Here is a 22,559-nt window from a genome sequence, read left to right on the forward strand (position 1 = left end):
ACAGGAAATGATGGTTTTTTCTTGCGAGGGTAGCCTTCTTTCCTCTTCCCTCTTTCTTCTTCCTTCTTCCTTCTTCCTTCTTCCTTACCTTTGCTATACAAGACCGATGCTACCGGACATGATATTACATCTATGCTAAGTATTGAAACTCCGAAACCTCAGTTAAAGACTTCATTTCTCCAACGGCTCCAGAGTCCAGATCGTCCAGTGATAATCTTTGATGGCGCAATGGGAACTAACATCCAATCCCAAAACTTGACCGCCGAGGACTTTGGTGGAGCCAAATATGAAGGTTGTAATGAATACTTAGTCATCACTAAGCCAGAAGCAGTGGCCAGGGTCCATCGTAATTTTCTCAAAGCGGGGGCAGATGTTGTCGAGACTGATAGCTTTGGATCTAGCCCCTTAGTTCTCGCAGAGTACGATCTAGGCGATCGCGCCTACGAGCTAAGTAGAAAGGCGGCAGAGTTGGCGCGCAGTTGTGCCGATGAGTTTACGACTCCCGAAAAACCAAGATTTGTCGCAGGTTCCATCGGTCCAGGAACCAAGCTCCCCACCCTCAGTAATATTACTTATGATGAATTGAAAGCGAGCAACAGGCGTGCCTGCAGTTGGTCTCTATGACGGGGGAGCCGATCTTTTCATCGTGGAAACCTGTCAAGATGTTCTGCAAATTAAGGTGGCACTGAGTGCCACTTTTGTTTATAACTACTTGATGGTCAAGTCCTGACGCATTTCTATCTTGCTACTTTGGAGTAAGCATATACATTTAGACGAAAAGCAATGAGTATTAAAAGATCACCTCAGCCACCAAAAGTTGTCACTATAGTAGGAGGTGGAGCAAGTGCTCACGCCCTGATAGCGTTACTATCAGGGCGTGATTTACAAGTACAGCTTCTAACAAGACGTCCCAATGACTGGTTGCATAATGTAGAACTCCAGTTGCAGTCTGTTGAACAAGAAATCCTGCGGACTTTTAGCGGCCACCTCACCCGAGTATCGAGTCACCCTATTGAGGTAATCCCTAATAGCGATATTGTTGTTTTGTGTATGCCTGTACATGCTTATCGTTATGCTCTACACCGTATTGCTAAATATTTGCCCCATGACAGGCTGGTTTGCATTGGTACTTTATATGGTCAGGGAGGGTTCAACTGGATGGTCAAGGAGATTAGTAAGAAATTTACTCTAAACCACTTGGTAACTTTTGCGGTTGGCTTGCTACCCTGGATCTGTCGTGTCCGTGAATATGGTCGAGTAGGAGTGATATATGGCGGGTGCAAATCAGTCAATATCGCGGCTGTTGCTCCGCATCATTTCTTTGGATTCTTGAATGATTTCTTTTTCAGCGCTATCTGTAAAGACTGGTTTGAAACAGGGACATTTCATCAGGCTGAAAATTTTCTGTCATTAACGCTATCAGTTGATAATCAAATTATCCATCCTGCCCGTTGCTTTGGGCTTTATACCCGTGATGGTGGTAAGTGGTCAAAATTGGAAGAAGTCCCCTATTTTTATCGTGATTTTGACGATTTCTCAGCTCATATTCTGAGTGAACTTGATGCTGATTATTCAATGATTCGAGATGGAGTCAAAAAACATTTTCCTGATATTTATTTTTCCTATATGCTTGACTACTTGAGTCTTGAGCGACTTTCCTATCAGTCAACGAACAGCAACATTCGAGATTCTTTCACTACCTCAAAAACCTTAGGTGCGATTAAGCCTCCAATTAGGCAACTTGATACAGGAGAGTGGGAAATTGACACTAGCCATCGTTTCTTTACGGATGATATCGATTATGGGCTTTGCATTGCCCAATGGATAGCCTATCAAATAGGATACAGCGTGCCAACAATAGATATGGTAGTCAATTGGGCCAGAAGTTTGTGTGTAGAACGCTATACCAAGACTGGCGAGAAATTCATCAAGGAAGAATCTCCCAGCGATCCGTTCCCTTCTGGTATTCCGCCCGTTTATGGAATGGAGACAATTAACGATATTATGGGTTAGAAGTGAGTTTTCTTAATTAGAAAAGGCACTTTTCTGGTTAAGAAAACCAAAACTTACTTGGTTATCCTCTCATATGTGTGTAGTTTCCTGCTTGAGAATATCTCATTCAAGTGCATGCTCACTCAAGTATCTTTGCCCTGAAGAATAGGGTAAGAGGCATTGCCAAATCTCGGGTTGATAAGATGGAAGGAGGAATAAGTTTGTGTCTGATAGTGATTACATTATAGATAGTAATTTCAGTAGAGTAGAAGCATTGTTTGGTCTGCCAACCAACTGCCCGCCTGAAATTGCGCAGCGCCAAAGACTTATTGATGTTTTTTACTGGGGCTTTGACAATAAAAAACACAAGGGACAGATATTGATCGATCAAACTCTTGTGAACGACATTATCGAGCTTTTCGAATTCTTTCTTGATGAAGATTTTCCGATATGTTCTGCGATAGTCCTTGGTGCATCACAGTTTCGTTGCAAAAATGGAGGCTGGAGTGATAACCTTTCCATGGAAGCAAATAATACAAGTGCTTTCAACTTTAGAGAGGTGGGTGGTAACATGAATGGTGGTCTATCTCTCCACGCACTGGGGCTGGCATTGGATATTAATCCCAGTACTAATGCTGCTTATGGCTATGGCAATGCTGGTAATCTAGAGGTTTATCCAAGGAGTAAAAGGGTTTACCCATCAGACTTACCGAGAGATAGTGATCCAGGAGCTTTGTGGAAAAACTGCCCTGTGGTAAACTTTTTGCAACAGAAAGGATGGATATGGGGCGGAGACTGGACTCTAGAGGATAAGGGAGTTGTTGATATGCACCATTTTGAGAAAGTGCCTGAAGGATACCCTGCTAAATGGATAGATCTTCTAGCACCTCTCATCAAAAAGAACTGGGATCATTAGTCCAGTCCGAATGAGTTGAGTACTGGAAGTAATAAATACTGAACTTTCAGACTCTGTCGCTGATGCTCACTTAGTTTGATAGCACGGAAAATGCGTTCGATAAGTGTCATCATCCTCGACAAATTAACAACTTAGATGGCCTCTAGTTAGTCTTCGAAGTGTTAAGGTTTACGTGAGAGTTTAATATTTCCAACTATAGCCGCTTTCCGCATTATTTTGAAAGATAGAAAGTGGGCTATGATTATAATCTCTTAGTTTATGGCTCTTCAGGATCTTTTATGGTTCTGTATCAACCGATACTATTTTTAGAGTGCTTCTGAGAAAAGCAGCCAACCTGCACAAAGTGCTATTTTGTCAAGCACAGTAAATCCTGAAGACCCTAGTTTCTGTGCATCGAGCTACTTTAGCTATGGAGTTTGGTTAGAAGAAATCACTTTAGATGATTGTTCTGTTCGATATAGATCATACGAGTTTGAACTGACATGTCTATTGTAGGGGAGGTCCATCCTGCAATAAAGTAGTCTTCGACAGCGTCTTCAATTGGAAACTGTGAGTGATCAAAAACTGGAATAACATATTTTTGAATAAATTCTTGTGATACCTCATCAAGACTGATCAATATCGTTTTTCGAGCAATTCGACGCATATGAATAATTGCAGCTCCTACATCTTCAATGCACAGTAAAGAACTTAGGCAAAAAACAAAGTCGTAAGAGTCTGTATCAACTTCGGCCAATGCTATTTCAAGTGGCTTGCAGATAGTTTGGTACCCTCTCTTACTTGCTATATTCAACATTTCATTTGAGATATCAATGCCTGTGTATTCAAAGTTACCTTCCAGTAACTGGCTCAGCATACCTGTCCCACAACCAATATCTAAAATATTACCTTGATGATGGTTATAACGATGGAAAATTTTAACCGCTTCATTGACGTGTCGCGCATCACATTTGTCACTTTCAAGGATATCATCATAGTCTGATGCAATAGCATCATAAAACTCTTCAGCCGTAGTCTTCTTCAGCATAATTTCCTTAAAGTATTTCTAGAAAATATAGCTTAACTATATCTCATTTCTGGAACAAAAAAACACATGTAAAGTTATATGCTCCCATTTCCTGTATTCCCAATGCGGGGTTACCCGAAAATATTGGCGGTCGGGCCTATTATAAAATGACCCCCCTAGAATTTACAACTTCTATGGGCTTTGTTGCATGAAAGTAAAGTAATGATTCCTCGCTTTCCAGGTATTGATGTTTTATTCATCTATTGTCCAATAGTTATTGCTATGCTGATTAAATCTAAAAGTATTGACTCCTAAAGGTAAGTGTCTGTAATGCTCTTGAAAAAGTACAAGGTTTTCGTTTTAGGGAGATAGTGCATGGAGCAGATTTTGGGTTGACGCAAGACAGAAAAATCAGTTCTTTAGGACTTACCCAAAATATTAAGTCATACACCATATGTAGGGGTAGTTTGCGATTAGTTTACTATATATGGTGGTTATGCCTAAGTCGCGTTCTTAAATTCTTCCTCCTGACTCCTGACTCCTGACTCCTAGATTAACTATTTAATTACACCGATGCTACCGGATTTGATATTAAAATTATTTTTGTGTTATTTTAATTTTGAGAATGATTATCATTCTAATATACAATTATCCTCCTCAACCTTCCAAGCTGAATAGCTTTGGGATTAAAAGGTTGCAGGATAAGTCCGAGACCAACTATAACCATTACATCTATGCTAAGTATTGAAACTCCGAAACCTCAGTTAAAGACTTCATTTCTCCAACGGCTCCAGAGTCCAGAGCGTCCAGTGATAATCTTTGATGGCGCAATGGGAACTAACATCCAATCCCAAAACTTGACCGCCGAGGATTTTGGTGGAGCGGAATATGAAGGTTGTAATGAATATTTAGTGATCACCAAGCCAGAGGCAGTGGCGAAGGTCCATCGTGATTTTCTCGCAGCGGGGGCGGATGTTGTCGAGACTGATAGCTTTGGATCTAGCCCCTTAGTTCTCGCAGAGTACGATCTAGCAGATCGCGCCTACGAACTAAGTAGAAAGGCGGCAGAGTTGGCTCGCCGTTGTGCGGATGAGTTTACCACTCCCGAAAAACCAAGATTTGTCGCAGGTTCCATCGGTCCAGGAACCAAACTACCCACCCTCGGTCATATTACCTATGATGAATTGAGATCGAGCTTCATGGTGCAAGCAGAAGGTCTCTATGACGGGGGAGCCGATCTTTTCATCGTGGAAACCTGTCAAGATGTTCTGCAAATTAAGGCAGCACTAAGTGCATTTGAGGCGGTGTTTGCGAAAAAAGGTTCGCGACTCCCCTTAATGGTGTCCGTGACTATGGAAATCCAGGGAACCATGTTGGTGGGGACAGATATATCTGGGGTACTCGCAATTCTGGAACCTTTCCCCATTGATATTTTGGGGCTAAATTGTGCGACGGGTCCAAATTTGATGACTTCTCATATCAAATATCTGTCAGAAAATTCGCCGTTCCCCATTTCCTGTATTCCCAATGCGGGGCTACCAGAAAATGTTGGCGGTCAGGCAGTTTATAAAATGACCCCCGAAGAATATACAACTGCCATGACAGGGTTCATTGCGGAACATGGAGTTCAAGTTGTCGGTGGTTGCTGCGGTACCCGCCCAGCACATATTCAAGCTTTAGCCGAGGCTGTGGAATACACCCAACTAAAAGAGCGTTCGGTGCGAAAAAATGCCGTGGGGGAGCTTCGAGAACCCATCTCCTATACGCCAGCAGCAGCTTCCATTTATTCCGCCCAAACTTATGAGCAGGATAATTCTTTTTTAATTGTTGGTGAGCGATTAAATGCCAGTGGTTCTAAAAAAGTCCGCAAGCTGTTGAATGAAGATGATTGGGATGGGTTATTGGCGATCGCTAAATCCCAGGTCAAAGAAGGGGCGCATATGCTGGACGTAAACGTGGATTACGTCGGGCGTGATGGAGAACGGGATATGCGAGAACTGGTATCACGACTGGTGACTAATACGACTCTTCCACTGATGCTAGACTCCACCGAATGGACCAAAATGGAAGCAGGTCTCAAGGTCGCTGGGGGCAAATGTTTGCTCAATTCCACCAACTATGAAGATGGAGAAGAGCGATTTTTTAAAGTGTTGGAATTGGCGAAGGAATATGGTGCAGGAGTTGTCATCGGCTGTATTGATGAAGAGGGAATGGCTCGAACCGCCAAGAAAAAATTCGAGATTGCCCAACGCGCTTATGAGGATGCGCTCAAGTTTGGGATTCCACCCCATGAAATTTTCTATGATACCTTAGCCCTACCGATTTCAACTGGGATTGAGGAGGATCGGGAAAATGCCAAAGCAACCATCGAATCAATTCGACTGATTCGGGAAAATCTGCCCGGCGTTCACTTTATGCTGGGGGTCTCTAATATTTCTTTTGGCTTGAGTCCAGCTACTCGCATCACCTTAAATTCTGTCTTCCTGAATGAAGCGATGAAAGCTGGGATGGATGGTTCGATTGTCTCTGCTGCCAAGATTTTGCCGTTATCGAAGATTGACGAAGAACATCAACAGATATGTCGCGATTTGATTTATGACAAGCGCAAATTTGAAGGCGATATTTGCACCTACGATCCATTGACGAAGCTGACGGAAATTTTTGCGGGGGTGAGTGCAAAGGATGCTAGATCGGGTCCTTCCTTAGCAGATTTGCCCATCGACGAACGCTTGAAGCAACATATTATTGATGGCGAGCGGATTGGATTGGAAGATGCGTTAAAGGTGGGTTTAGATGCAGGTCATAAAGCACTGGAGATTATTAATACTTTCTTGTTGGATGGGATGAAGGTTGTGGGCGAACTGTTTGGCTCTGGTCAAATGCAATTGCCTTTCGTGTTGCAGTCAGCCGAAACCATGAAATCTGCCGTTGCTTTCCTCGAACCCTACATGGAAAAAATCGAAGGCGAGGACGAAGATCGCGGTAAAGGTAAATTCCTGATTGCTACCGTTAAAGGCGATGTCCATGATATCGGGAAGAATCTGGTGGATATCATCTTGACCAATAATGGCTACAAGGTGGTCAATCTGGGCATTAAACAAGCCATTGAGGCAATCGTCGAAGCTTATGCTGCTCATAAGCCTGATTGTATTGCCATGAGTGGCTTGCTGGTGAAGTCTACAGCATTTATGAAAGAAAATCTGGCAGCATTTAATGCTAAAGGTATTACAGTTCCAGTGATTTTAGGCGGTGCAGCACTAACACCAAAGTTTGTGTATGGAGATTGTCAAGATACTTACAACGGGCAGGTGATTTACGGTAAAGATGCTTTTGCCGATTTGACCTTTATGGATCGACTGATGCCCGCCAAAGAACAGCATTCCTGGGTGGATACCGAAGGCTTTACAGGGGAATTCGCTCAGTTTAACCAAAAGGGACGCAAGGCGATTGAAGATTCAGATCGAGAACTCAATGGTGATGGGTCCAAATCCGATGGAGAACTCAATGGCGATGGGAAGAAATCCGATGAACCCACTGTCATTGATACCAAACGCTCGGAAGATGTGGCGATTGATATCGAACGTCCTGCGCCGCCTTTCTGGGGGACGAAAATTCTTCAGAGTGGCGATCTAGATTTAGAAGAACTGTTCTGGTACATGGATTTGCAGGCACTGTTTGCTGGTCAATGGCAATTCCGTAAACCGAAAGGTCAATCTCGCGAGGAATATGATTGGTTCCTGGCATCAAAGGTTCATCCGATATTGGAAGAATGGAAGGAAAAAATTCGCACAGAAAAATGGTTGGAACCCACTCTAGTTTATGGTTATTTCCCCTGTGCAGCGATCGGCAATTCTGTTCATGTTTACGAGCCTAGTGTTATCGAGCAGGGGTTAACACCGAAAACAGCAACCCCGTTCGTCACTTGGACATTCCCCCGTCAGAAATCCGGGCGTCGGCTGTGCATTGCTGATTTCATCCGCCCCCTCGAACAGAATCAATTTGATGTCTTGCCTATGCAGGCAGTCACTATGGGAGAAATTGCCACCGAGAAAGCACAGGAACTCTATAAAGACAACAAGTACACGGATTATCTGTACTTCCACGGGATGGCAGTCCAGTTGGCGGAAGCCTTGGCAGAATGGAGTCATGCCAGGATTCGGCGGGAATTAGGCTATGGAGATTTAGAGCCAGATAACATTCGCGATGTATTAGCCCAGAGGTATCAGGGTTCCCGGTATAGTTTTGGCTATCCAGCTTGTCCGGTGGTCATCGATCAAGTGCCACAGTTGCAATTATTGGGATGCGATCGCATTGGGTTATCGATGGATGAGAGCGAACAGCTTTATCCAGAGCAATCGACCACTGCTTTTGTCACCTATCATCCTGTCGCTAGATATTTTAGTGCGTAAGAGCGATCGGCAATGGGGTCGCGCTTAAATCCAGGCGACCTCTAATTTTTCCAGGACTTACGTAAATTGCCAAATCCAACCCTAAATGTAGGGGCGATTCGCGTTTGCGGAGCATTCCGTTAGGAAATCGCCCCTACAGATATAGCGGGAGTGCGTAAGTTCTGTTGATATTTCCTAGGCATCGGCATAGCTCTTTTAGCCTAAATCTCAACTGGATTTGCTTTCAAAATAGAGGTCTCTAATGAGTGAAACAAACGATGGATCGAATTGGCATCAAAATTTTATTGCCAGTAATTTGCTGGTCATTGGCTATAATGCTTGGGCGGGTCATCTCAGTCAGAAGCGCGGTGCGATAGTTTGTAGCACAAATTCTCCAACATTGGGGGTTGGCGGAGAATCATTCAAAACCCATTTTGTCGGACGTTCTCGCCTTGCGCCGTTCCTGAATGCCTGGTTAGCGGCTCCTGACACTGCAATTTTGCCCCACCACTTTATGATTGGTCACATCTTGGAAGTTGTCGATAATTATGATCCAACCACAGAGGTTGTGTTGTTGCTGGAGTCTTTCGATCGGGCGATGTTCTTTTACTTGAAAAACCTACCCATGACACCACCTCAATGCTACGAGCAAGTACGTAAGACTTGGGATGAATTCCAGCCAGGAGTTAGTGCTGGGCAAGATGAACAACTTCCAAGAATCTGTCAGAACTGAGATATTGATAAATTGGTTATTTAAACCATAATTAACGTGAGTTCGGGTTAACAGGGTTAAAGCTTATCCCGAACTGAGGTTAAGCTAGTAGTCATTGCGGAGGATGGTTCTGATGTTTGGTAACTTTCAGCTTACTACATCCTCCTTTCCTTATCCCGAACTCAGGTGATTCAAGAATGCTCACTGTAGTTGCGAGCCAGCTCCATAAAAGCATTGAGATAATCAACTTCAAGATCGGTGCGACGGACACCCAAGAAGATTTGCTTTTGGACGCCACTGGCACCTAGTCGCACTGCACGCACGGGATATTTTTCAGAGAATTCCTCGACCAGCCAGCGTGGTAGAGCCGCCACTCCGCGTCCGCAGGCAACCATTTGAAGCATTATGTCCGTACTCTCGACCACTTTCTGTTTTCTCACCGTCATGCCCGCTGGAGCGAGGAAGTAGGTGTAGATATCTAGGCGATCCTGAGAAACCGGATAGGTGAAAAGCACTTCCTCGCCGAGCTGCTGGGGGATGACGTTATCCTTCTCTCCAAGTGGGTGCTCCGAAGAGACCACCAAAACCTGCTCATAATCAAATACCGGCTCAAAATGTAGTGATTTTTTTCGCAGCGGATCGGGTGTCACCAGCAGGTCAATCTCGTATGCGAAGAGCGCACCGATGCCGCCAAATTGAAACTTCTGTTTGACCTCAAAATCCACCAACGGCCAGGCGCGCAAGTAGGGAGTGACGATCTTCTGCAGCCACTGGTAGCATGGGTGGCACTCCATACCAATTCGTAATGTTCCCCGCTCACCACGAGCGAACTGTGCTAATTGTTCTTCTGCGTGGACGAACTGGGGAATCAGGCGGTTGGCTGTGGTCAGCAAATAGTTTCCTGCCGAAGTGAGGCGAAGGCTACGTCCTTCCCTATGCCAAAGCTTTACCCCTACCCGATCTTCCAGCTTACGCATACTGTGGCTCAACGCCGATTGTGTCAGGTGTAGCGCATTTGCGGCTGCGGTCATACTCCCATGCAAGTCAACCGCGCGGATAATATCAAGGTGGCTGCGTTCGAGAAATGTCATTGCTCAGTTTTCCATGAATTTTGCTCATTACTCCATGAATAAACATCATTTGTATTCCCTTGTCAAGGTCAAGTCTGATAGATATAGTAAGATTAATGTCCAATAGACAACAAGGAAAACAGCAAAAGAAATTTGCTGGAATACTCTTACATCGGAGACAAGTTCTATGAGTAACAGCCATAAGACAACTATCAAAACACATTCCCTGGGGTACCCTCGCATCGGAGCCAAGCGTGAATTAAAAAAGGCTACGGAAGCATATTGGAAAGGCGAGCTGCCTCTGTCTGAGCTGATAGCCACTGGCAAGAACTTGCGCGAAATAAACTGGAAGAAGCAACAGGCAGCCGGAATCAATCTGATCCCGGTCAACGACTTCTCCTTTTACGACCAAGTGCTAGACATGAGCTGCCTGCTTGGCAATGTGCCGTCGCGTTTCGAGTGGCAAGGTGGGCAGACGGATATCAACACCGTTTTTACCATCGCTCGTGGTACCGAGGGCGGCGCTTCTTTGGTTGAAGACGAGAAGGACTGCCAAGCAAACAAGATTTCCACTTTCGCCAGCGAAATGACAAAGTGGTTCGATACGAATTACCACTTCATCGTGCCTGAGTTTCGGGCGAACACAACGTTTTCCCTAAGCGGCACCAAAGTCTTTGATGAGTTCGCGGAAGCTAAGGCACTGGGGATTAACGCGAAGCCAGTGCTAGTCGGCCCCGTGACTTACCTCTCCCTAGGCAAGGTACAGGATTCTAGCAACCCAGACTTCGATCCGTTGACCCTTCTCGATAACCTTGTCTCCGTCTATGAAGAGATTATCGGCAAGCTTGCAGCCGCAGGAGCGGAATGGATACAGCTCGATGAGCCGATTATTTCCACCGATCTTAGCGCTCTACAGCGCGATGCTTTGAAGGCAGCATACGATCGCCTCTCCAAGGCCAAAGGTTCGGCAAAGCTGCTCGTCACCACATATTTCGGTGGCGTAAGAGATAATCTTGACGACTACCTTGCGTTGCCGGTTGACGCCTTACACTTCGATTTTGTGCGGGGTTCAGAGGACATCGACACTGTTCTGGCAACCTTCCCGAAGAACAAAATTCTCTCCGCAGGAATCGTCGAAGGCCGCAATATTTGGAAGAATGATTACGATGCCTCACTAGAAGTTTTGAAGAAGGCCAAGGCCGCTGTTGGCGCGGATCGGCTCTGGGTCGCACCTAGCTGCTCACTTGTGCATTCGCCTGTAACCCTGCAAAACGAACGAAAGCTTGATGAAGAGCTGAAAAGCTGGCTGGCTTTTTCCGACGAGAAACTCACAGAAGTCAGTGAACTCCGGCAACTTCTTGATGAAGTCGGAAGTGTGGAAGCTCTTGAAGCTAACCGTGCCGCCGCTGCTTCCCGAAAGTCCAGCAAGCGCATCCATAATGATGCCGTGAAAAAGCGCCTTGCTGAAGTTAAGCCTAGCGATTTCGACCGCGCCTCTGCCTTTGCCGAACGCCAATCCAAGCAGCGGGCTAAACTCAGTTTGCCAGATTTCCCAACCACGACCATCGGCTCGTTCCCGCAGACCAAAGAAGTGCGTCATGCACGCGCCCAGTGGAAGAAAGGAACCCTAAGTGATGCAGACTACGACCAGTTCATTAAGGAAGAAATTGCTAAATGCGTTGCTTTTCAAGACGAGATCGGCATTGATATGCCTGTTCACGGCGAGTTCGAGCGCAATGACATGGTGGAATACTTTGGCGAAAATCTCGAAGGCTTTGCCTTTACAAGCAACGGCTGGGTGCAGAGCTTTGGTACTCGCTATGTGAAGCCACCGATCGTGTTTGGCGATGTCAGCCGCTCCAAGCCCATGACTGTCTACTGGTCTAAGTATGCTCAAACCCTAACCGATCGACCGATGAAGGGGATGCTCACCGGTCCGGTTACGATCCTCCAGTGGAGCTTCGTGCGCGACGACCAGCCACGCTCCGTCACCACCCATCAGATCGCCCTGGCTATTCGCGATGAAGTGGTGGACTTGGAAACTGCTGGCATCGCTGCCATCCAGATCGATGAACCTGCTTTCCGCGAAGGCTTGCCATTACGCCATAGCGAGTGGGATCACTATCTCGACTGGGCGGTGAAGGGTTTTCACCTCAGTGCCTGCGGTGTGAAGGATGATACCCAAATTCACACTCATATGTGCTACTCCGAGTTCAACGACATCATCGAATTCATCGCAGCCATGGACGCCGACGTCATTACTATTGAGACCTCGCGCTCAAATATGGAGCTGCTTGATGCCTTCGTGGACTTCAAGTATCCAAATGAGATCGGCCCAGGGGTGTATGACATCCACTCGCCACGGGTGCCCCCCACCAATGAAATGAGTAACCTCATGTCAAAAGCGGAAGCCGTGATTCCCCGTAAGAACCTCTGGGTTAACCCGGATTGTGGCCTCAAGACTCGCCAATGGTCGGAAGTGAAGCCTTCGCTCATCAACATGGTCGAGACCGCAACAAAACTTCGTGCTACAGCCTCCAAGTAGCTACTTGTTGCCCCTAAAGTAGTGAAGCTGCGATTTGGGGCAATTTAGCATAATTTCCGAGAATACCCCTATTGTAATCTTTGATTCAATAGGGGATAGCGCTTTTAAAGGGCGGAACCATTTCCGCCCACAGCACCTCATGAATTGGATAAAAAATTGGGTACTCTTCGAGAAGTCGCTTCGCGCCTACGATGCCCATTTTTTTATCTCAACGTTGGTTGAAGACCCGCGCTCTCCTGACAAGGGAGCGTCGCATGGGAAAACCAATCAATAAGAGCGGTTTTTCCAATAGTGTGCTATAGTACTTAAAGGCTGCTGGGCTAGTAGTGTCAGTCTGTGGAGCGCGCCTTTAGACCGGAAAGAGGCTTGACCTTGGAGGCTGGTGCATTGTTAGCGCAGCTCCTCTGCAAGAGGCAGCAGAAAGCCCTAATAGCGCGATGGTTAGGAATCCCGCGCTGTCACGCAAGTGCAGCGTCGGGAGGATGTCAAGAATACTTATTGCTTGAAAAGACAAACTGACTGATCGTCGATTTAACCTGCAAAATTTCTTGCCCGATAAATTTCTTGCCCGATCGAGCATCTTTTAGTTTAGCTCGATCAGTCATTTATCGGGAATTTTTTTAAGGCTTGAGTACGGGGCTTTGAGGTGCGGGATCGATCGTTTTTACTCTAAGCGTGTAATGATTCTATAAATATTTGTGCCAGTCTATCCGCAGAGATGCGATTCAAGGTTACATTGATTCTCAGCAAGAAAGTATTGCTATCAGGTTCTGGCTCTGGAAGATAAACATTTTTCTTTTCCAACGTATCCCTAAACTTATCCAAATCAACATCAGATACATGCAATTTAAAGACATTACTACCATTGGGAATTTTCTCAACCTTGAAAGATGAATTTTTATGGATTAAATCAAAAAAATCATCTGCTAGCTTGATAGCCATTCTCAGTTCATCCATAAATGTATCAAGAAAGTTGAGGGCTATGACCGCAGATGGCCACATTTGAAATATATTACCCCCAAACATTCGCCGTACATGGTATAAATCTTTTGCGAACTCGTTAGAACAGGCTAATATTGCTCCAAAGCCAGCATTGAAATATTTAAACAGTGAAACATAAACTGTATCAAACAAAGAAGCGTACTCCTTTGGCGATATACCAGAAAAAGTCGATGCAATAAATAATCTTGCTCCATCTAAGTGGAGCCTAATACCTTGATCTTTGGCAAAAGTTGAAATTTTCTTCATTTCTTCAAAGTTGAAAATTTCATTGTACTTTCTTCGCACTGGACTTTCAATAGAAATGACACCCACTTCTGTTACAACTTTGCCTGTTTTCGCTTTGTCAATAACTTGCTTCACATCGTCCAAAGTAAATGTAGCTCGATCCGGAGCAAGTGGTATTAAGTTTAATCTGCTGAGGGTTTGTAAACAATCTCCTGAATCATTGTAGATATGACTTTCTTTTTGGACAAGCACTCTTCCTTTATTATTAGCAAGTTCCCGAATTGCGATTTGATTGGATAGCGTTCCTGATGGCATCATAACGGCAGTCTCTTTGCCAAGTAAATCAGCAAATTTGGCTTCAAACTCACTAATAATACCGCCAAGTGAATATACATCACGTTCAATATTTCTGCTTTTTGTAAGCTTATACAGAAGCTGCGAGTATGCAAGTGGAGACATTTCAATCCCATCTGCTGTAAATCGAATTGACTTATCTGAATTAACCAGATCAATATTATCCATTATCTAAATTTACCTCATATATAGAAAAACATGTAAATTTACTCAAAGTATTCTCTTAATACTTTTGTGTAGAACCCCTAAGCGTATCTTTGCAAAGGTGCGGGTTTTTGGTACAGGAGTCAGGAGTCAGGAATGAGAGAAATAAAATAGGGAAAAAAAGTAGAAAAATTCCTCCATCTCCCCACACTTCCCACACTTCCCACACTTCCTACCCTCCCCATCTATAAAAAAATAGATACCAAATGGGTTATATATGTGTTATATCAAATCCGTTTAATTCGGTATTAAAAAAGATTCCATCTTCACCTAGAGCGGAAAGAATTCTGAGTTCTCTTCCCTTCTGAATTCTGGATTGCAGAATTGCTGGATTCTGATTCACTATCTTATTACACCGATGCTACCGGATTTAATATTAAGACTAGTATATGGTTTTGCTTGTATTTATACCAAATTATACTGTTTTAATTCATTTTTGGCAAAAATTTTCAGCCATGAGTGAGCTAATTTAGTAACAATTAATATTCTCCTACCCTTATAGGTTCTATACTTTGGGATAGACCACATCAACCCAATCTCGTGGAGGAATTGATTTAAAATGAGTAGTCTTGCAGTTGCAACTGTTATATCGAACAGCGAAGCGCTTGTTGAACAGCAAATTTTAAGCTTCCAAACGTTCCTTAAGCTTCGAGACCAAGAAGGTAAAGTCTTTGAGGCTGCTTCTGAAATTTACACGAGGCTCAGTAATTATTCTGTGATCGATCAAGCGGCTTCGGAGAAGAGCCACGTTCCGACTGGAAGTTCTTGGATTTTGGAATGCCTACCCGATCAGCAATATCACTGGCATTCGTTTTCAACAGAGGATCGGATGTTATCTGCGCGTCGGGTGTTCTTTATTGCTGATAGAGGTCTGATAATTTCGGTTTTTGAGAACCCTGCGTCTTTTCTACAGCCAAGGCATGAGATCTTTGAGTGTGAGGGGCCAGTGTTTCTTGAGTTTGAATTCTGTGGTAGTCTTGTGCACCGGTTTCGGCCACTGAGTGGCAGACTGTTTGCGCTCTCCATACATCATAAAGATGAATCTGTTTCGGACACGACATTGGGTCAGCAAACCCACATCTTTTCAGGGGAGTCACCTCAAATCACGCAGCGCTTTCATCTAACATTGTGACTTTAACTTTGGCTCTTCTGGATCTAGGGTGGAGCTAATCGGGGGGGCCATTGAAAACATCGGTGTTGGTGTCGCCATCGGAATTGCGATTGGTGCTGCGATTGGAGCGTTTCAACAGAATAGGACATCAAATTGAGGTGGAGCACTTTCATTTCTACAAGAATTGCTGAGTGTCCAAAACCTGGGTTGAGCTTCTCGATCGTCAACCCGACTGTTGAGATAATCTACTGGGCTATATTTATGTTATCGATACAAATAGTTGTCGTATAAATTTCTGTAGTATTTCAGGGAGGCTTGAGGCAGTGGTTCTTAGGTATTATCCTTAGGTTACTGCTTTACGATGTCTAAGAACCCAATTGCAATTACAAATCGTCAAGAGATCGATAAACTGGTGATTTTGGAACAGTCCATTCCCTAGAGACTGGCGATGAAGGTTGAATGCTTCTCAAAATGGAATAGTATGGACTTAGTAAACATAAATCTGACTGATGTATTTTATGAGATTGAATGACTGTCACAATTTTCAGGATTTCCGAAAATTAGCGAAACGCCGACTACCAGGACCAATTTTCAATTACATCGATGGAGCGGCCGATGATGAACAGACCTATCGGCGTAACACTGAAGCCTATGGAGACTGCGATCTTATTCCGAACGTGCTTGTCGGTGTGGAAAATGTGGATATGTCAGTTGAGGTGATGGGGCAAAAACTAGATATGCCTATCTACTGTGCCCCGACAGCATTGCAACGCCTTTTTCATCACGAAGGAGAGCGTGCGGTTGCGAGGGCTGCTGCAGAATATGGCACGATGTTTGGGGTGTCTTCACTGGCGACAGTAACCGTTGAAGAAATCTCAAAAATAGCAAACACGCCGAAGATGTTTCAGTTCTACTTCCATAAAGATCGCGGCTTGAATGATGCGTTGCTTGAACGCGCACGAGCAGCGGACTTTAATGTTTTAGCATTAACCGTCGATACCATTACTGGTGGTAATCGCGAACGCGATCAGCGTACAGGATTTACTTCGCCACCAAAATTAACGCTTGACTCCTTAATGAGTTTTGCGACGCACCCAGCATGGGCTTGGAACTTTTTGACAAAAGAAAAGTTCGATATGCCACATTTGTCTGGCTATGTCTCGCAGGGAACGAACTTAGCAGTCTCTGTTGGTGATTACTTCTCAACGATGCTAGATCAATCCATGAATTGGAATGATGCTGAAAAACTCTGCTCGCAGTGGAATGGGCAGTTTGCACTGAAAGGGATAATGAGTGTGGAAGATGCCAAGCGTGCTGTTGATATTGGTTGTACGGGTATTATGGTTTCTAACCACGGCGGCCGTCAGCTCGATGGTTGCCGTAGCCCCTTCGATCAACTCGCAGAAATTTGTGATGCTGTTGGGGATAAAATTGATGTCATTTGCGAAGGTGGTATTCAGCGCGGTACCCATGTGCTTAAGGCGCTATCTGTTGGAGCTAAAGCATGTTCAGGTGGGCGATTCTATCTTTTTGCATTGGCCGCTGCTGGGCAAGCAGGAGTTGAGCGTGTTTTAGGTAATATGCGCACTGAGATTGAGCGTGATATGAAATTGATGGGAGTGACCAAGCTCGATCAATTGAGTAGAGAGAATCTACGCTTTCATCACTCACGATGAAGCGGAGTAGGGTGGACAAGGTCTAATGAAAGAATTGAGAATTTTCCGACCTAGGCTTGCCCACCCTACAAATCTACCGAGAAAGAGCTGTATTCCCAACAATCGACCGGCAATGGGGTCGCGCTTAAATCCAGGCGACCTCTAATTTTTCTTGCTAATTGCTAGGCATCTGCATAGCTCTTTTAGCCGAAATTTCAACTGGATTGGCTTTCATGCATAGAGGTCTCTAATGAGTCAAACAAACGATGGATCGAATTGGCATCAAGATTTTATTGCCAGTAATTTGCTGGTCATTGGCTATAATGCTTGGGCAGGTCATCTCAGTCAGAAGCGCGGCGCGATTATTTGTAGCACAAATTCTCCGATTGGCGGAGAATCATTCAAAACCCATTTTTCGGACGTTCTCGCCTTGTGCCGTTCTTGAATGCCTGTTTAGCTGCTCCTGACACTGCAATTTTGCACCATCACTTTATGATTGCTCACATCTTGGAAGTTGTCGATAATTATTATCCAACAACAGAGGTTGTATTGTTGCTGGAGTATGAGCGATCAAGCAACGTTCTTTTACTTGAAAAACCTACCCATTACACCCCGTCAATGCTACGAGCAAGTACTTAATACTTGGGATGAATTCCAGCCAGGAGTTAGTGCTTGGCAAGATGAACAACTCCAACAATATGAAGGTGCTGTAGATTTGGATAGAGGTTTTTTACCGAGAAGCAATCATGATGGTTGGGGTTGAAGTCAATTTACAATTGTGTTGGGTTGGGAGCATCACCATACACTGTTTTCGGGTCAAAGGTTTTCTCCGTTTCGGTAAATATTAACTGAATTGGTTCCTGGGAATCAATAGCACTTTTTCCCGTAGGAATACAGCGATAAAAACAAGAACGATAACCCACGTGACAACTAGCTCCCGAACCAGCTACTTTAACCTGCATCCACAGACAATCTTGGTCGTCATCAATAGCTAACTGCTGTACTTTTTGCACCAGTCCACTAGATTGACCTTTATGCCATAGCTGCTGACGACTGCGACTGTAATAATGAGCTTCTCCCGTTTCAATGGTTTTAACTAACGCCTCTTCGTTCATATAGCCATGCATCAGCACTTCACCAGTGTTGACATCTGTGGTAACTACTGGAATCAAACCATTGGCATCAAATTTGGGCGCAAGTAACAAACCTTCCTCAACCTGTTCTACGGAAGTGCGGGCGGTAAATAGGGAATTCATATTAGCTAAATTTTGTAATTTTGATAATCATTATTACATACAAAGCAGTGTTTAATTGGCGTTGCTGAAATGTAATGATAAATGTTGTAGAATTCAGAACATGATATGTCCGAAATGCCACTCTACCCACACCAGGGAAATGGCCAAAGACGTGGCCAAAAGTTTTTCCAATGTGGAATATGTGGTCGTCAATTCGTTGAATCCCCTAAGAGTCAACCCTATTCACCACAGATGAAAGAACTTCGTCTTCTGCTGCACTATCTAAGATTTCAAACTCTTCCTACATAAGCATAGATCATTACTAATCAGCAACGCCATTTAATTTACCTAGAAACGTTGGCAGTCAGGCGATTGAGCAGTTGATTTAAATAGTCGGGCAGATGGGAATATTGATGGGGTTCATTCAAGTCTTGGCAATCTGTATTAAACTCGCAGTCTGGTAAAATTTTTCCCGTGTTGCCATTGACAAAAACATTCCAATATTTACCTATTAAACCGACAATACTAATGTTAATCATCCACTCATTATTATCAAAACAGGTTGCACCTACAACCTCAAACAAGTGACGATGTTCTGGAGATACTTCCAGATTGGACAAAAGATAATCTAGGGCTGTTTGTTTGATATTAGTTAATTCTAACATACAGGTGGAATCTTCAAGTATTTACATAGCTAGTAAGGTTAACTTTCAGCCTATCACAGAGAAAGCGATCGCTCAAAATTGGTCTTGCTTCCTCGCGGCTATAAATTTCTAATACTGCTTCGGGTAGAGCTTCAAATCAAAAATTGATTCATGATTAGCTTTCCATTGATATTTCATAAAGGTATTTAAAAAGAGCAAAAATTATTAGACTTGTCGCTTTATAACTTCAAAAACCCCCAAAAGCCTTGTTATATAAGGATTGTAGCTATTGGTGGCTAAAAAGGCCTTGAAATTATTGCTCTGTCTAGGTTGGAGCGATTTTTTCCCTCTATTTAGCGATAACTCTATTACTTATTCCTTATTACTTGATTAATAATCCTCCCCAAGCAAGTAATAGAGAAAAAAAGAACGCAGCGATCGCCTGTCTACTTAACAGCAATAAGGCAAATCGAAGAGACTGTTCTCGCGCAATAGTTAACAGAGTAACCAAACAAGGTAGCAATACTCCTGCTAGATACACCCCAGTCAACACCTGCAAGGGAGTTAACATAGCCAAGGTTTCTGGTTCGGCAAATAATAGCAGCCCATCTTTGCGAATAGAGGCTAAAATAATAGGCAATGAGGCTTCCGGGGGTAAATTAAACCATCCCATCAAAGGGTTAATAATATTGGCTAAAGTTGCGATCGCTCCTAACCAATTCAATACAGAAGCAATAATCGTAATAATTAAAAGATGGGAGCAGCCAGCAATAAGAAAGCCCCGGGCCAGCAATAACGAACTTTTTCGGCCAGGATTATTTGCAACTAGATTTGCTTTTGAGCCACAATTAACTGCAACTGAGCCAGGATTATTAGCTATCATCTCCCCCGATTTTTTCCACTCTCCATTCCCAGGATGCAAGGCTGGTTGTCCTTCAATTGAATAGAGTTCTGCAAAATCGCTATCCTGATAAAATATACCCAATTCATCTCGAATAGTCATGTAGAGATTCCCTTTTGGAAAAGCTTGGTGTGCTATTTCTTTTGTTAAGGGTGGAACAGGTTTCATTGATTGAGGATGTAGAGCCATAATCTTTATACTACTTCCGTAATCTTTCAATATTTGTTAAACTTAGTTAATACTTCGCGAATATAAATCGCGAATCATCTTCTCCTTTTCTTAATGTTTCTCCTGTATGAATCAAAAACAAGCATCATCAGACCAAATTGAACGAATTGATCGTATCACATCCGCGATCGCGAGATCCCAAAAAAACAAATTATTGCTCAAGGTGAAGTTACTCCTCTAGGGACAGTAGTTTCTCGGGCTTCAAGTACGACAGCAGCAAAACATTTATTGGTACTAGAAACTTCAAGCACAAGAGCCAATTTTTCCAAAAACTAACGAGGCTAAGAGTTTTAGTAAATATAAGCATTTAGCAAAACCTGGTAGTCAAGCTCATATTACGGCAGTAATGCAGGTGGTTAGGTGTTCTCGTTCTTGATTAAATTCAACGTACTATTGATACTTTGTCACAAAATTTATTGGACGTTGGTTTTGACGAGCAACCAAAACAAAAATCAAATAATTAACTGGACATATTCGCAAATAATATTCGCGAATCTATCTCTTTTGTTAAGTTCATCAACAGTATCAGTTGCTACTCAAACCCCTTGAAAGAGAGTTTAGATGATAAGATCGCTCTTTAGGCTAATATTTAGATTTTTTAGTCTGATATTCTAGATTAGTAACGAAATAACTATATCCCCTAAGTAAAAATGTTAACTATTGGAACACAAAAAAGCGATCGAATTAGCACAATTACTAATACAACTTGGGCTGAATATATTAGTTTAGATTTACCCAGTAAACGAGTTTCATTTCGCAATGGAGTTATTACTATCGTGTCCCCAGGACGTAACCATGAATTGATTGGTGATTATATCAGGTTGATTATTTTGGCGTATTGTCGTAATCTTAATATGCCTATTTTCACCTTTAATCAAACTACTCTTAAGGAAGAAGGAAAAGAAGGGAAAGAACCAGATGTAGCTTACTGTTTTGAAATAGACAAAGACAAGCCAGATTTGGCAGTAGAAATAAATCTAACATCAGGGAGTATGGACGATTTAACTAAATATCAATACTTAAAAATTCCTGAAGTTTGGCTATGGGAAAACAATAAAGTTAAATTCTTTGTTTATCGTGATTCAGGATATTTAGAATTAACAATAAGCAATTCTCTGCCTAACTTAAACAGCGATCGCGTGACAACAATTGTCAATAGTTGTTTTGGTAAAAGTGTTTTAGAAGTAGAAAATTATTTCCGTTAAAACTTAATTTAAAAATCACAAAAATGAATCAAAACGAATCTTTACTACCCTTAAAAATCGCCGTCCTAACAGTTTCTGATACAAGAACCGAAGCTGATGATAAATCGGGTAAAATATTAGTCGATAATTTAACAACAACAGGACATTTATTAGCAGAAAAAACTATTGTTCCCGATAACATTTACCAAATTCGTGCTGTAGTATCTAGATGGGTTGCAGATGAATCTGTCCAAGTAATTTTGACTACTGGTGGTACGGGAGTTACAGGACGAGATGGTACACCAGAAGCGATTAAACCACTCTTAGACAAAGAAATTGAAGGGTTTGGTGAGATATTTCGGATGATTTCCTATCAAGAAATTAAAACCTCTACCATTCAGTCTCGAACTTTGGCAGGCGTAGCTAACGGTACTTATATCTTTTGTTTACCTGGTTCTAGTGGTGCTTGTCAAACAGGATGGAATATTATCAAAGAGCAACTAGATTCTCGTAATCGTCCTTGTAATTTGGCTCAATTGATACCGAGATTAACTGAAACTTAAAAATGGTCGGGCGATCGCTTTGTTACTTAGGGCTTGCTGAAAAAGTCTTATGGGTGAGGGTAGGAGTCAGGAGACAGGAGGAGTAAGAAATTTAGAGGAGGCAGGAGAAAGAATTATCCCTTGATTTTTCTGCCTTATGCAACCCTTTCATCCTAAATTTTTCAGCTTTAAGGAGCAAAAAGCTTGTACTTTTTCAAGACCATTATCGGCTAAAATCTTTATCTGTAAATGCTTTTAGATTTAATCAGCAAGCCCTACATAAAAAACTGTGAGCTAGAGAAAGCCATCCCGTTTTAACCGATCGCAGTGGAGCGGGGCTTACAAGGGGGCGAATTCGATTTGCCCCACAGCCCCTTGCGAACGTGGGTTTTAACCCCGTGTATCTAAATTCTTGATAATAATTTAAAACAGATTTTGCATATTCTTGATGCCGGCTACAAATGCTGCACCGACCAATTGACAACGCTCGTAAAAATCTTGTTCACTTGTGTGGATGTTAGAGGTTTCGTTGGATGTTACAAGTCCCCTATTATAGAGGAAATATTGGAGAAAAAGAGGAAATATTGGAGAAAAGTAAAGACAATTTCAGTATTTATTTGATACCGTCGGTACTGTCAGTCCTTA

Annotated in this window: 17 protein-coding genes and 2 pseudogenes; 12 read left to right on the top strand and 7 right to left on the bottom strand. The window is 43.2% G+C overall.

Translation table 11 applies throughout. The features are described 5' to 3' along the window. Positions 1 to 132 precede the first annotated feature (132 nt). From F6K06_RS10900 to F6K06_RS10910, 3 genes and pseudogenes are all read left to right on the top strand, one after another. Positions 133 to 694, top strand: a pseudogene (locus F6K06_RS10900) (homocysteine S-methyltransferase family protein); the annotation flags it as partial. An 89-nt stretch (positions 695 to 783) separates the two neighbouring features. Beyond that, complete coding sequence (locus F6K06_RS10905) at positions 784 to 2,013, top strand: NAD/NADP-dependent octopine/nopaline dehydrogenase family protein (protein WP_287240692.1); 1,230 nt, start codon at positions 784 to 786, stop codon at positions 2,011 to 2,013. A gap of 202 nt (positions 2,014 to 2,215) precedes the next feature. Further along, positions 2,216 to 2,908 (top strand): M15 family metallopeptidase, encoded by a 693-nt coding sequence (locus tag F6K06_RS10910; protein WP_287240694.1) that lies wholly within the window; start codon positions 2,216 to 2,218, stop codon positions 2,906 to 2,908. A 430-nt stretch (positions 2,909 to 3,338) separates the two neighbouring features. Here F6K06_RS10910 and F6K06_RS10915 read toward each other — a convergent pair whose 3' ends face one another. Beyond that, positions 3,339 to 3,935 carry a class I SAM-dependent methyltransferase gene (locus F6K06_RS10915; RefSeq protein WP_287240696.1) on the bottom strand — a complete coding sequence of 199 codons (597 nt, stop codon included), beginning with the start codon at positions 3,933 to 3,935 and terminating at the stop codon, positions 3,339 to 3,341. A 713-nt stretch (positions 3,936 to 4,648) separates the two neighbouring features. On the opposite strand from F6K06_RS10915, the gene metH reads away from it, so the two are divergent. After that, a complete protein-coding gene (gene metH / locus F6K06_RS10920) occupies positions 4,649 to 8,323 on the top strand; it encodes a methionine synthase (protein WP_287240698.1) in 3,675 nt (1,224 codons plus the stop codon). Positions 8,324 to 8,564: 241 nt separating this feature from the next. Then, positions 8,565 to 9,035, top strand: a complete 471-nt coding sequence (locus tag F6K06_RS10925; RefSeq protein WP_287240699.1) for a hypothetical protein — start codon at positions 8,565 to 8,567, stop codon at positions 9,033 to 9,035. Positions 9,036 to 9,205: 170 nt separating this feature from the next. On the opposite strand, the gene F6K06_RS10930 is transcribed toward F6K06_RS10925, so the two are convergent. Further along, the gene (locus F6K06_RS10930; RefSeq protein WP_124146758.1) at positions 9,206 to 10,105 is read right to left on the bottom strand and encodes a LysR family transcriptional regulator; all 900 of its coding nucleotides are present in this window, start codon (positions 10,103 to 10,105) and stop codon (positions 9,206 to 9,208) included. 166 nt (positions 10,106 to 10,271) lie between these two features. Between F6K06_RS10930 and metE the strand changes: the two genes are divergently transcribed. Continuing rightward, positions 10,272 to 12,629, top strand: a complete 2,358-nt coding sequence (metE, locus tag F6K06_RS10935; protein WP_124146759.1) for a 5-methyltetrahydropteroyltriglutamate--homocysteine S-methyltransferase — start codon at positions 10,272 to 10,274, stop codon at positions 12,627 to 12,629. Positions 12,630 to 13,298: 669 nt separating this feature from the next. Here metE and F6K06_RS10940 read toward each other — a convergent pair. Next, a complete protein-coding gene (locus F6K06_RS10940) occupies positions 13,299 to 14,378 on the bottom strand; it encodes a low specificity L-threonine aldolase (RefSeq protein ID WP_124147633.1) in 1,080 nt (359 codons plus the stop codon). Positions 14,379 to 14,973: 595 nt separating this feature from the next. Between F6K06_RS10940 and F6K06_RS10945 the strand changes: the two genes are divergently transcribed. From F6K06_RS10945 to F6K06_RS10955, 3 genes are all read left to right on the top strand, one after another. Continuing rightward, positions 14,974 to 15,546, top strand: coding sequence for a hypothetical protein (locus F6K06_RS10945; RefSeq protein ID WP_124147634.1), 573 nt, complete (start codon positions 14,974 to 14,976; stop codon positions 15,544 to 15,546). Positions 15,547 to 16,034: 488 nt separating this feature from the next. Continuing rightward, positions 16,035 to 17,201, top strand: coding sequence for an alpha-hydroxy acid oxidase (locus F6K06_RS10950; RefSeq protein WP_240039194.1), 1,167 nt, complete (start codon positions 16,035 to 16,037; stop codon positions 17,199 to 17,201). 541 nt (positions 17,202 to 17,742) lie between these two features. Then, positions 17,743 to 17,943 carry a hypothetical protein gene (locus F6K06_RS10955; protein WP_240039195.1) on the top strand — a complete coding sequence of 67 codons (201 nt, stop codon included), beginning with the start codon at positions 17,743 to 17,745 and terminating at the stop codon, positions 17,941 to 17,943. A 7-nt stretch (positions 17,944 to 17,950) separates the two neighbouring features. Here the strand turns inward: F6K06_RS10955 and hisI are convergent, their stop codons facing one another. After that, entirely contained in the window at positions 17,951 to 18,436 is a 486-nt protein-coding gene (gene hisI / locus F6K06_RS10960; RefSeq protein ID WP_124147635.1) for a phosphoribosyl-AMP cyclohydrolase, read from the bottom strand. Between the two features lie 105 nt (positions 18,437 to 18,541). On the opposite strand from hisI, the gene F6K06_RS10965 reads away from it, so the two are divergent. Continuing rightward, a complete protein-coding gene (locus F6K06_RS10965) occupies positions 18,542 to 18,724 on the top strand; it encodes a hypothetical protein (protein ID WP_124147636.1) in 183 nt (60 codons plus the stop codon). 35 nt (positions 18,725 to 18,759) lie between these two features. Here F6K06_RS10965 and F6K06_RS10970 read toward each other — a convergent pair whose 3' ends face one another. From F6K06_RS10970 to F6K06_RS10975, 3 genes and pseudogenes are all read right to left on the bottom strand, one after another. Further along, the gene (locus F6K06_RS10970; protein WP_124147637.1) at positions 18,760 to 19,080 is read right to left on the bottom strand and encodes a hypothetical protein; all 321 of its coding nucleotides are present in this window, start codon (positions 19,078 to 19,080) and stop codon (positions 18,760 to 18,762) included. 13 nt (positions 19,081 to 19,093) lie between these two features. Next, positions 19,094 to 19,204: pseudogene (locus tag F6K06_RS33890) on the bottom strand (hypothetical protein); the annotation flags it as partial. 237 nt (positions 19,205 to 19,441) lie between these two features. Further along, positions 19,442 to 20,179: a hypothetical protein gene (locus F6K06_RS10975; protein ID WP_205127559.1), complete on the bottom strand. Its 738-nt coding sequence runs from the start codon at positions 20,177 to 20,179 to the stop codon at positions 19,442 to 19,444. A gap of 659 nt (positions 20,180 to 20,838) precedes the next feature. On the opposite strand from F6K06_RS10975, the gene F6K06_RS10980 reads away from it, so the two are divergent. Continuing rightward, positions 20,839 to 21,393, top strand: coding sequence for a Uma2 family endonuclease (locus F6K06_RS10980; RefSeq protein WP_124147638.1), 555 nt, complete (start codon positions 20,839 to 20,841; stop codon positions 21,391 to 21,393). A 23-nt stretch (positions 21,394 to 21,416) separates the two neighbouring features. Next, positions 21,417 to 21,935, top strand: coding sequence for a molybdenum cofactor biosynthesis protein B (moaB, locus tag F6K06_RS10985; protein ID WP_124147639.1), 519 nt, complete (start codon positions 21,417 to 21,419; stop codon positions 21,933 to 21,935). Positions 21,936 to 22,559 lie beyond the last annotated feature (624 nt).

Origin of the sequence: Okeania sp. SIO1H4 (assembly GCF_010672695.1) — a bacterium.
Classification (GTDB): Bacteria; Cyanobacteriota; Cyanobacteriia; order Cyanobacteriales; family Microcoleaceae; genus Okeania; species Okeania hirsuta.